The following is an 11,287-nucleotide window of genomic DNA, read 5'->3' as shown; positions in this document are numbered from 1 at the left end:
TTTAATTAATGTTGCTGCAATTGATGGATTCTTTTCTTTAGCCTCTTCAGAAGCTCCTTCTGCGGCCTCATTATGTCCTTGGAGTCCAGCGCCTCTTCTATCGTGGAGAACCTGTAGGATACATGCTCGTCAGAGAGCTTAAGGTGCTCGAGCTGCTGCGGCGTAGCCATTGCAATGAAGTACTTTCTTGTCCTTCTTATGCTTGATTTTTTGCCCTTGAACCTTCCCTTCAGCGCCTTGCCCACAAATACATAGGAATATTTATCGAAGTAACCCTTGTCCAGGTTCAATCTCAGCCCGGTTTCCTGGAACAGCTCCCTTTTTGCAGTTTGCAGTATGCTCTCCCCGTTTTCAACACGCCCTGAAGGGCCTATGTCGATCACCTTTTTCCTTGCGTTCCTGCCAGTCCTTCCGTAGCGGCTGTTGTTCTGCTCAAGGAGTAGTATCTCTGCTTTGCCGTTCCTTATAATGTATACGATTACGCCGCCTGAAACCTGCCTCACAACAGGCAATGCCGGATTTTTCTTCCGCATACAAATATTGGATTATGTCATGTATTTATTAATTCCTTCAGAATATAAGTTGATTTTATGCCCATGCCTATTGGTGGGAAATCGCAGATAGCGCTAGAGTTCATAATAGTGTATTCCTTCGTGCTCATCGTTTTCATACTCATCTTTTCCGTAATCGCATCGCAGAGGGCCGCATCGATCAACCAGCAGGAGTATTCGCTGCTGCAGCTGCAGAGCCAGAACATAGCAAGCTACATAGATCAGGCGGTGCAGGCCGGATCTGGCTATTCCGCCACGGTCCCGCTCGTAGGCGGGTTTGCCAGGGACACGTACACGCTCTCGATATCAAGCACGGGCGTGGTAATAGTGGGTACAACTGCAGGTACCCAGCAGATCAACGCATACGGTTTCAGCCAGGCCAAGAGCCTGATTGTTAATGGCACCGCCAAGACCAGCGCTAACGGGATAAGCATTTACAGCGTTCCAACATTCAAGGGCTTCATAAGGATATCAAATCTCAACGGCATCATATACATAGACGTGCCATCCCCCGCGGTCTCATATCTGCCCGGAATAGGCACGTTTTCAGAGCAGGCGAAGGTCAGGGCTGCCGAGTTCAACGACAGCCTGGCGCAGGAGAGGTATGTCTCCATAAACGGATCCGGTGCGCTTGCAACTGGAAATTCCCTTTCCGTTTATTTCTGGTTCTATGCAAACCAGTACAGGGACGGCTGCGGCACGATTTTCGGCAAGCCGGACTCCTCGCTTCTTTCCATAGGCCTTGCAGGGCTTTGCTCTTCTGGGTACTATCCGAACGACACGCTGGACTTCAACTACTATTCAGGCGGGATTGGGCATTCGGTGCCGACTACATCCTTCCCCTCTGGAAGCTGGATAAACGCTGCCGCAACTTTCAACGGGGCAAGCGGTGAGCTGGACTGGTACATAAACGGCGCCAAGGTAGCATCTGAAACCGGCCTGCCGCAGCTGCCGTATGATTCCAACATAATACGCATAGGCAACGGCGATTTAGAGTTCAACGGATTGATTGCAAACTTGCAGGTATATAACAGCGTGTTGACGCAGGCGCAGGTGGGGAAGTTGTATTATGAGGGGATTGGAGGCTCCCCAAGCGCAGGAATTGTTGGGTGGTGGCCGCTGGACGGCAACCCAAATGATTATAGCGGATATGGAAATCATGGATCTGCAGTCAACGGCATAAAATACGATTACGTGGTGCAGCTGAGCGCTGAAGTGCATGCGCTTTCGGGCAATGCGCTATCCAATGCGCTGGTCGGGTTTGCGGGAAGCGCAAGCAGCCCGAACGGCACCATAGTCCATTCAGCAGCTTATACCGGTTCCGATGGCAAGGCGTACGGGTTCATAACGGCGAACATTTATGGGAATTTAAGCGCAGTGGCAGATGTCTTCAACGGAAACATAACCACTTCCGGAAATCTGATAGGGTGGTGGCCGCTGGACTTCGGATACAAATCCAGCGTGCCTGATTTCGGGAAATCTGGGGATTCAGGCTCATTCAACGGCGCATGGATGAAATCCCCTAGCATGGTGAATTTTGCGGCTGCATCATTCCCGGGGGACGGGCAAGGAATTGGGGGAAACCAGATTTACGATGGCTTTGTTACCGTAAATTCCGCAAGGCTGAATAGCGGGATAACAGGGAACAATACTTTCACCCTGGTTTCCTGGATATACTACAAGGGACCCACGCCGGGCCACAACCAGGGAATATTCGGCGACTGGCCCGGAAGCGGAGGGGGCTTCCAGCTTATCGGCTATTGCATAACGTGCACAGGCAATGCTGTCCTGTACATAGGCGGAAACTACGTTAGATTCCCAAACGGCATGCAATCGTTCCCCAAGGACACATGGGAGATGGTAACTGCAGAATACAACGGGAACACAGGATATGCCAATGTTTACCTGAACGGCACTCTACTTGCAACCGCCATACTGCCGAAGAACCTGAACCTTGCGCAGAGCGGCCAGTACTACATAGGTAATGACGCCTCGCAGCCGGCAGGCATTGACACATTCAACGGGCTGGTAACGAACGTGCAGCTCTACGACAGCTACCTTACCCAAGGGCAGATAAACTCCACCTACAGCTCCGGAATCAGCGCGCCGCCGGTTCCTGGCGGGCTTGTCGGGTGGTGGCCGCTCCTCGGCAGCGCAGCGGATTACTCCTATAATATGGACAGCGGCGCGGCAAATTACAACGTGACATACGTAAACTCGGCATACAACACATCCAGGACCGGTGCCAGTTTCGCGACTTTTAACGGGGCATCAAACGTAATTATACCATACTCGCAGAATCTCGCCGAGGCAAGCAACGCATTCAGCATAAGCCTGTGGTTCCTGAGCTTCAACGGCTCATTCAGCAGCTTCAACAGCGCACTTATAAATTCTGAAGCGCCAAACGGGTACGCGTTTGACATGAACATCTGCGGCAACAACTCGTGCGGCCTGACAGGATTGCATGGGGAGATAGGAACAGGCAGCGCATGGCTGAGCACCAATGTCGATTATCCGTTTTCCTTCAACAGGAACCAGTGGTACAACATAGTAGAAACTTTCAACAGCACGGGATGGAGCATATACATGAACGGGAACATCGCATCGCATGGGGCTTATTCTGGCATGCCGGCTCTGCTGGGAAGCGGGGATCCGCTTTACATCGGGTCTGGAGCCTATTCGAAGGGATTCGCGGGCCAGATTGCAGATGTGCAGGTTTACAACGCCGTGCTCACGCGCCAGCAGGCAATGCAGATTTACGGCCAGGGCCTCCCCGAGCAGCACAGGTTCAACATATCCGTAGGTTAGATAAAATGCAAAAAGCGCAGTTCTGGAGTTTTGACGTCATATTCGCGATGATCATATTCAGCTTCGCGATAACAGTACTGGCATACACATGGTTCAACCTGAGCAGCGAGCTTGCGATAGGATACGGGAACGGCTCCGGGATAATGCAGCTGCAGCTCAAGTCGCTGTCAAGGAGCCTGCTCTCCGAAGGGTATCCGGGCAACTGGCAGAGCATTGAGAATTCCACTGACAGCGCAACATGGGCTGGTCTATCCGTTGGGCTGGCCAATGCAGATGGAAGCTACTCCCTCTCCCCTGACAAGGTTTACGCCCTGGCTTCCATGTCGAACAGCAACTATGAGGCGACAAAGGAGGCGCTCGGGACGGGATTCGACTACTACATAAGGATAAGCGGCGATCCCCAGGCAAGCGGGATGAACATAAGCATAGGCAGGAATCCTTTGGGAGGAGCCCCGCTTACCGAGTACGTAAGCAGGGAATACGCAACGATGAGCGGCGCACCGGTATCGGTTACGATAATACTCTGGACAAATACCACAATCGCAACAACATGATCACATGGCCCGAAAAAGCAAAATGAAGGGATTCGTATTCACGCTAGATGCGGTGTTCGCGCTGGTCGTTGCAGCGGTAGGTGTGTCGGTGCTGCTTTACATGAATTCCGTAACCGTCTCTAACTACAACGGTGCTACATCGCAGGCGTATGCCATACTGCAGAGCGCGCTGAGCACGACGATAGCTTCAGCGTCCTCCGGCCCTTACGTCAATTACCTGAACGAGTCCGCGCAGCATTCAACATTCTCCTGGGGCCAGCTTGGCCATGACGGCCTCCTCAGCTCAAGCTCAGGATATTCCGTAGATGCGCCGCTACTCCTTTACACTTTCAGCACGGCAAACGTTATGATGCCGTTTGCGGCCACGGATTCGGGATTCACTGCATTGGTTTCAGGCAACAGGATATACATAATAAATTCCACCACGGGGAACCAGGTAGGGGCAATACCTTCGGGAAACCCTGCCAATGTGGTCGGTGCTCCTGCAATTTACATGAATATGCTGTATTATGCAAATGCGAGCGGTGCAGTCAAGGGCGTTAACTTGTACAATCTCTCGCAGAAATGGGCATTCACCGCATCCAATTCCGTAACAACACCAATGGAAATTGAGAACCGCTACCTCGCTTTCGGCACGTCCAACGGCATATACCTGCTTAATCCGCTGAACGGTAATTATGTGGCTTTCGCCCCGACGGGCTCTCCGGTTGGCGGCATACTCTATCTTGATGGGGAGTACGTGGCTTCTGTTTCGGCAGCCCAAGGCAGCCTTTACTCTTATTCCCGCTCCGGCAATTCCCTTACCAATACCTGGAATGCGTTGCTTGCGGGCTCTTCGGTTACGCTGCCGAGCTCTACGAACAGCACTATAGCTGTTGGCAGCGGCGACTACTTTTACATATTTACGGCTGGAGGCACAAAGATATACCAGAGCGGCGATCTTTCCTCAAGGGTGTTGGGAATAAGCTCCTACGGGAACAGCTATTACGTGCAGACGGTCAAGGGCATGTACGGGTTCACAAGCATGGGAAACACCATATTTTCAGTCAATACAGTATCGGACTCGCAGAATTCGGTACCAACCGCATCCGATGGGGGGATCTACACCTTGATAAACGGCAATGCTATACAGGGCTATTCGGGCAGCGGCAAAAAGATCTTCAACATAACCCTGACTTCAAACTATCTCTACAGCGGCTATTCCAACATAGCCCTTGCATATGGTAAAATGTACGTAGCAAGCGGCAATACGCTGTATGTTTTTGGGGCTTACGGCGCAAAGCCCAATGACAGCATACTCCAGGCTGTTAGCAGCATGTACCTCAACGGGAAGGGCGGATATTCAGACATTGTAATGCAAAAGCTGTACAACTCGACAAATGCTGGCATATTCATAAACAACACGTTCGCGCCTGATCTTAGCGTTGCAACGTTCAATTCAGCCGCGCAGAGCTACATAAGGCAGACAAACGGCTTCCAGTGGATGGACAGCGCGGCGAACAGCTTCAGCATTTCCGTTTGGGTAAACCCGGCATCAAATAACGGCGTAATAGTTGACGAGCTGGGGCAGCAGTACCTTGGCGGGAGCTGGCACAAGAGCATGCTGGAGCTGGTCAGCGGAAAGTTGTATGCAAGGGTATACAACCTGCAGTGCATGTATCTAGGGGCCATACCAATAGGTGAATGGAGCAACATAGTGCTGACATACAACGGATATGAAAATGGATACGTAAACGGGATGCAGTCCAACAGCATCAAGGGCTCAAGGAGCGTTCCGGGGGGCGGCGCGCTCATGTACTATCCGCTTGGCTCTGGCGATTCGGTAAACTGCGGCTCCGGATCCTATTTCACGGGAAAGATGCTCAACTACCAGATATACAATAACTCCATAAGCAGGGTGCAGGTCAGCAGGCTCTATCAGGAAGGCGCGTTCGGTAGCCCCGTGAATTCCAGCAGCGATGTGCTCTGGATGCCGCTGCTCGGTAGCACCAATGATTTTTCAGGCAGTTTCAACTTCGGCGTACAGCAGGGCGTGCAATACGGCAATACGGTCTACATGCCTGCTAGCTTCTACAACGCATACGAGGTGAGCAGGGCATCCGTTGCGATGCCTGTCAAAGTGAACGGGACATACAGGAATTATAACGTGAGTGTTGTTGAATGGAGATAGCAAGATCAAGAAAGGGCATTCTTCTGACGCTTGTGACCATAGTGCTGCTAGTGCTCATGATAGCCGAGCTGATAACATACGTTTACCTTAAGATAAGCTACGAGAACATATCGTCTTTCGGGGAAGTGGCCATGGGAAGCGGGGAGCTTGCAAGCTCGCTGAACAGCGGAACAGCTTCCTTCCTGCATGCCAGCCTGTATTCCGCGCTGGGTGCGCTTGGGTCCTACGAGTCAAACACCCTGAACAGGCATTACGTCAACGATACCCAATATGCGCTGCGGTCCCTCGTTTCAAACGGCACGGTTTACGGAAGCAGCGAGATGGCGCTCATGGGAGGTGCGACGCTGGCCAACTATACCAACTCTGTGGAGCGCCAGGCACTTCTTAAGGGGTTCATGCTGAACATAACGAATTCGAGCATAGAGGTGCACGAGGAGAATCCTTACTACATTAACGCAACGTACAGGGCCGTTGCCATAATCAATTCAAGCTCCGGATCCTTTGCGTATCCGATAACGGCCAGCACGACAGTGCAGCTTAACGGGAGCCCTGACATTTACGCTGTAGAAGGCGGAAGCAACCGCCAGATAAGCCTCACCAAGGATTACCGGGGCGCTTACGTAATAGGTAATGAATATGCGTTGTCGGGAAGCATTGCGCCGTTCCAGTTCACATACGGCACTCTGATCGTTGAGAACGGGATAAGCTCCTGCAGCGGCATACCGCAGCGCTTCAGAAATTCTGGATACATACTTGCAATACCTGATGATTATCCTATCGGCTCGTGCGGGTTCGGGGGCGTCGTAACCTACAATGCGATCGGCGGCGCGTATGGTGTGCCTTACCTTGTTTATGGAAGCAGCAGCAACATCATTTCGATTCTGGACAACGGCACGTCGCTCCTGCTCAGCGGCGCCGGCCTTTCTTTGCTGGACATATCCAAAGTGCATGATGACGTTTTGAGCAACAATTATTACAGCTCGGGCGCAGCGCCATCGTATCTTGACTGGTCCCAGAACAACATCAGCAAAAAGTCGTCTTATGGTATATACTCGTTCGGGATTTACAACAGGCCGGTCGCGGTTTTTTCCCCATCTGGGATAAAGTCTGTAGGCGCGAATCAGGCGCTTTCTTCGACAGGCAGCGGGTTCGGAGTTTCCGTTTGGTTCGATTCGGGAAACCAGATATCAAGCTATTCCAATGCGGTTCTTGTGCAGCAGCTTTCAGCGTCGGGACCCTCCTTTGAGCTTGAAATAAAGAATTCTGCGGTGGTGTTCGGCTCGCAGACGCCTTCATGCGGCGCTGTAAATTCCATACAGATAAGCGGAATTGTTGCGCAGAATACATGGCACAACATAGTGGCGGTGTACAATTCCACAGCCCCGCTATCTTATAACGCATACATATATCTTGACGGCGTGAGGATAGGCACGGGAGGGTTCTCCATGTGCAGCTCATCTCCCAGCAATTTCATTATAGGAGGTGGATCCGGGGGGCTCAACGGATCGATGGCCAACATACAGGTATACAATACAACGCTTAGCGGATATCAGTCAGCAAGGCTGTACTATGAGGGAATAGGGGGGATCGCGCTCGGCAAGGGCAACCTGGCGGGGTGGTGGCCGCTTTCCGGAAATTCCAATGACATAAGCGGCAGGCGCAACAACGGCAACGTAGTGCTTTATGGCGCAAATTCCGTGCCTTACGCCTACATGTACGGCTATACGGGAGATCCGGTGCACGGCGGATCGCTCGGCTTCGGCAACATCACCAACATGGTTGAGGGAGCGTACAACTGCGCCAACATAAACTCATGCAGCGATTCCACGTTGCAGCACCTTTACCTTGGGGATGCAGGGCCATCGGGCGCAGGCGGGGCCGAGGCACTTTCGCTGGGGCTTGCCAATGCGGTAATACCGAACGTAGGATCGTTCAACGGGAATGGATATGCATTTGGAGGCCTTGGCAGCTACTATGGAAATTCGCTTTCGTCATTCAGCATTTCAGCATGGGTATATGTAAGCGCAGCTGCCAGCGGCCCCGTAGTGGATGTAATCGGATGCAAGGTGCCTCCAGGCTCATGCTCCAGCGTGCCTGCGCTAAGCATAGGAAGGAACACGATATACGCAGCTCTTCCAGGGGTAAACGGCGGCTCGGCAATCTCCTATTCCGTGGCTAATGTCAACACATGGCACAACATAGTCCTTACCTATTCGCAGGTATCTGGAACCGAGGCTCTTTATGTTGATGGGGCAAATGCAGGATCAGGATCAGGATCGTTCACGGGCAACGGGGGCAGCGTTGACTACTGGTCCACTTCGTGCACAGGCTCGTGCACCCTGCAGGCAGAGGTAGCAAGCACCTTTGCAGGGAAGATGGCTGACGTGCAGTTCTACAACGTGCAGCTTTCAGGAGCGCAGGTAGGGCAGCTCTTCCTAAATGACAGCATAGTAGGCAATGCGCCGACAGACAGGTGGCCTTTGTCAATAGGGTACAATGGCCTGATGAACCAGAGCACCAATACAGCGAACGGCCTGAACCCAGCATACTTTGCGGATTCTCAGGGCGTATGCACCAATTCGAACACGATAGGCAACGCCTGCGGCGCCTCATACTCGCAGCCGTGAAATGTCATATTCCTGCTCCGATACCTGCGAATATCCCGCCTATCAACGCCTGCATTACTATGAATATTACGATCCCGATGATTATGAATATGGGAAGCCAGCGCAGCCCCTTTATGGCCGATCCGGAGGATATTGCAGACATTATCAGGCTTGCGAACCCGGTTATTATTATTATCGCTGCAAGCGAGAAGTTGTGGTAGGTAGTTGGCGATATCTGCGGCGGGCTCGGCTTCAGGAACGATATTCCGGTTGTCGGTAGCCCTCCGGGATTCTGAGTGAGTATCCCCTTCCATACCGCATCGGTAACCACTATCATCTGCGCGGTAAGGCCGTAGAGCACTGGCGCAGCTATAAGCCCGGCAAATGCTATGAATATGCTGTACATGAAAAGCTGGCTGGATACCTCCTTCTGGGTCATCTGCTGGTTCCTCATGTCCTTGGATATCTGCTCTATCAGATCAGCCATGGCCCCGCCGTACTTGAGCGATTCGAGTATCATCCTTATGGCATGGGATAATTGGTACGACCTGTAGCGCGCGGCGAACGTCTTCAGCGACGAGTCGAAGTTCTCGCCCCCGAATATGCGCCTGTTCATCTCCTTGACGTCCTCGGTTAGGAACTTGAACTCGGGCCTTGCAGCCAGGAGCATTGCCCTGTCAAGCGCTATCCCGCTCCTCAGGTTGGCTGACACTATCTGGAGGTAATCAGGCAGCATCTCCTCCACCTGGCTCTTCCTCGCGTCTATCTTGTATTCGAGGACGAAGTATATGACTAGTATGAACACGGCTGCGCTGCCAAGGCCTCCAGCTGCGTCTATGAGTACGTTGAAACCCAGCACGTAAAGAGTGAACGAAACGAACACGAGAAGCAGCACCGCGCCCACTATCATTATCCTGAGCAGCTTCTCCACTTCCATTTTCACTCCGGCAAGGTCCAGCTCCCTTGACAGCTTTATGCCAAGGTCCCTGGAAACCAGCCTTTCGAATCTTATACCTGGCATTGCATCACAGCGAGAATACAGGCCTGGAGCCGATTATCATCTCAAGGAACACTATCTGCAGGAACACTATCCCGACAAGCGCGAATTCCAGGACGGTGGTGTTGATGGTAAATATGGCAATGAAGGTTGTCAGTATCGTGACAACGGCTATCCCCATGCTCGGGAGTATTATTCCGAACAGCATGTAGAACATGGCTATGGCGTTGAGCCTCTGGCCGTATCTCCTCAGCTCTATTATGCGCTCCTGCGATAGCTGGTCTATTACGCTCTGGAGCGCAGATATGACATCGGCACCGGCCCTTATGCTCACCGCGGCCTGGAGCATTATCCTCCTGAAGGACTTGCTCTTGGATTCCGATACGGTCTGGTCTATCGCGTCCTCAAGTGGTATACCCAATTGCACGCGCTCCACTATCTTGGCGAACTCCTTGCTGGCGTCTCCGTAGCCTGTGCTTATGGACGTTATCGCGTTGAACAGCGGCATCCCGGATCTCAGTGATATTATCATGTCCCTCGCGGCGAAGAGTATGTCGCGCTCGACGTTTTTTGATACGGTCCTGCTCTTGTGCGTGGGGAAGTTGAGGAACGTCTGGAAGGACATGTAGAAGACCACTACACCCATGAGCCCGCTGAGTATGACGCCCTGCATGAGCTGCAGGCCTATGTGCTGGAAAAGCAGGAATATCGTAGCGCCAAGAACTATGCCCAATGCGATGGATGCTATGAGCATGTTCCTTACGAACTCGTAGAGCGTGGCCTTGACCCCCTGCTCCCTCAGCGCCATCTCGAGGCCCTTCCTTTTTGACCCTATGCCCTCAAGATATGTTTTGAAGCCGTTTGGCGCCCTTTGGCTGCCAGGAATCCTTGCCTCGCGCGAGGCCTTTGCCTCTGGCTTTGCGGGCTGGGCTTTGGCTGTGCTGCGTTTCCTGCTGTCCGAAGTAGTCTTCTTGCCCAGTAGGCTCATTTGCCATCACTTAACAGCTCTATCGCCTCGGAGAGGCGCTTGTCCCTTATCTTCGCCATGTTCTGCGCGGACCTGTCCATCTTGCCCTGCTGCTTCTGCTCCATGAGCTGCCTGTCAAGGCTGTAAAGCCCCATCTTCATGACCTGCATCTGCTCCTGGTCAAGCGTATGCTTGCGCGCGCTTTCTATTATCCTGTTGATCTCTGATATCTGGTCCTGCACTGAAAGCTCGGAAAGCTGGTAACTGCTTGGGGAATCCCGTGATTCGTTGCCGCTCAGCATGTTCGCAAACGAGCCTATCTCCTTCTTGACCTCGCTTACCTGGCTCTTCTGCTCTGCTGGCTGGATTGGCATGCTGGCTTGCTGCTTTGGTGGAGGTGCCTGTTTTGGGCGTGCCTGCTGCTGTGCCCCCGCGGGCCTTGCCGGCGCATGGCCGGATTCCATGCCAATAGCCAATGAGAGCAGCGGCTTGAACGGCGGCTTGGAAGTCCTCTGTATCTTCGAGCTCTTGATCTTCGAGATGTCTATTGTGTTGAACTCGGTCTTTTCAGAGCCGGACTCAACCTCCTCGACGATCTTCAAGAGATCGGAATATTTTACGTCCAATGCACCAC

General features: G+C 52.6%; 8 protein-coding genes. 4 read left to right on the top strand and 4 right to left on the bottom strand.

The features are described from left to right. Nucleotides 1-5 precede the first annotated feature (5 nt). Nucleotides 6-533 carry an NUDIX domain-containing protein gene (locus KGI06_00985; protein ID MDE1870798.1) on the bottom strand — a complete coding sequence of 176 codons (528 nt, stop codon included), beginning with the start codon at nucleotides 531-533 and terminating at the stop codon, nucleotides 6-8. A gap of 57 nt (nucleotides 534-590) precedes the next feature. Here KGI06_00985 and KGI06_00980 point away from each other — a divergent pair, with 57 nt between their 5' ends. The 4 genes from KGI06_00980 to KGI06_00965 are packed head-to-tail and all read left to right on the top strand — an operon-like array spanning nucleotide 591 to nucleotide 8,710. After that, nucleotides 591-3,359, top strand: a complete 2,769-nt coding sequence (locus KGI06_00980; GenBank protein ID MDE1870797.1) for a hypothetical protein — start codon at nucleotides 591-593, stop codon at nucleotides 3,357-3,359. 5 nt (nucleotides 3,360-3,364) lie between these two features. Beyond that, nucleotides 3,365-3,913, top strand: coding sequence for a hypothetical protein (locus tag KGI06_00975; GenBank protein ID MDE1870796.1), 549 nt, complete (start codon nucleotides 3,365-3,367; stop codon nucleotides 3,911-3,913). A gap of 4 nt (nucleotides 3,914-3,917) precedes the next feature. Further along, nucleotides 3,918-6,083: a hypothetical protein gene (locus tag KGI06_00970; protein ID MDE1870795.1), complete on the top strand. Its 2,166-nt coding sequence runs from the start codon at nucleotides 3,918-3,920 to the stop codon at nucleotides 6,081-6,083. Beyond that, complete coding sequence (locus KGI06_00965; GenBank protein MDE1870794.1) at nucleotides 6,074-8,710, top strand: hypothetical protein; 2,637 nt, start codon at nucleotides 6,074-6,076, stop codon at nucleotides 8,708-8,710. Before KGI06_00970 ends, KGI06_00965 begins: the two co-directional genes overlap by 10 nt. A 4-nt stretch (nucleotides 8,711-8,714) precedes the next feature. Here KGI06_00965 and KGI06_00960 read toward each other — a convergent pair whose 3' ends face one another. The 3 genes from KGI06_00960 to KGI06_00950 are packed head-to-tail and all read right to left on the bottom strand — an operon-like array spanning nucleotide 8,715 to nucleotide 11,279. Further along, complete coding sequence (locus KGI06_00960) at nucleotides 8,715-9,710, bottom strand: type II secretion system F family protein (GenBank protein MDE1870793.1); 996 nt, start codon at nucleotides 9,708-9,710, stop codon at nucleotides 8,715-8,717. Between the two features lie 4 nt (nucleotides 9,711-9,714). Further along, nucleotides 9,715-10,674, bottom strand: coding sequence for a type II secretion system F family protein (locus KGI06_00955; protein MDE1870792.1), 960 nt, complete (start codon nucleotides 10,672-10,674; stop codon nucleotides 9,715-9,717). Further along, nucleotides 10,671-11,279 (bottom strand): hypothetical protein, encoded by a 609-nt coding sequence (locus KGI06_00950; GenBank protein MDE1870791.1) that lies wholly within the window; start codon nucleotides 11,277-11,279, stop codon nucleotides 10,671-10,673. The genes KGI06_00955 and KGI06_00950 overlap by 4 nt, the downstream gene beginning before the upstream one ends. Between the last annotated feature and the right edge of the window lie 8 nt (nucleotides 11,280-11,287).

It is taken from the genome of Candidatus Micrarchaeota archaeon (assembly GCA_028866575.1).
GTDB lineage: Archaea > Micrarchaeota > Micrarchaeia > Micrarchaeales > Micrarchaeaceae > UBA12276.
Note: the sequence above shows the minus strand (reverse complement) of the source record. Positions and strands in the feature narration are given on the sequence as shown.

Coding starts and splice junctions, on each gene's coding strand:
- KGI06_00985 (MDE1870798.1), bottom strand. CDS start 533: ATGCGGAAGAAAAATCCGGCATTGCCTGTTGTGAGGCAGGTTTCAGGC.
- KGI06_00980 (MDE1870797.1), top strand. CDS start 591: ATGCCCATGCCTATTGGTGGGAAATCGCAGATAGCGCTAGAGTTCATA.
- KGI06_00975 (MDE1870796.1), top strand. CDS start 3,365: ATGCAAAAAGCGCAGTTCTGGAGTTTTGACGTCATATTCGCGATGATC.
- KGI06_00970 (MDE1870795.1), top strand. CDS start 3,918: ATGGCCCGAAAAAGCAAAATGAAGGGATTCGTATTCACGCTAGATGCG.
- KGI06_00965 (MDE1870794.1), top strand. CDS start 6,074: ATGGAGATAGCAAGATCAAGAAAGGGCATTCTTCTGACGCTTGTGACC.
- KGI06_00960 (MDE1870793.1), bottom strand. CDS start 9,710: ATGCCAGGTATAAGATTCGAAAGGCTGGTTTCCAGGGACCTTGGCATA.
- KGI06_00955 (MDE1870792.1), bottom strand. CDS start 10,674: ATGAGCCTACTGGGCAAGAAGACTACTTCGGACAGCAGGAAACGCAGC.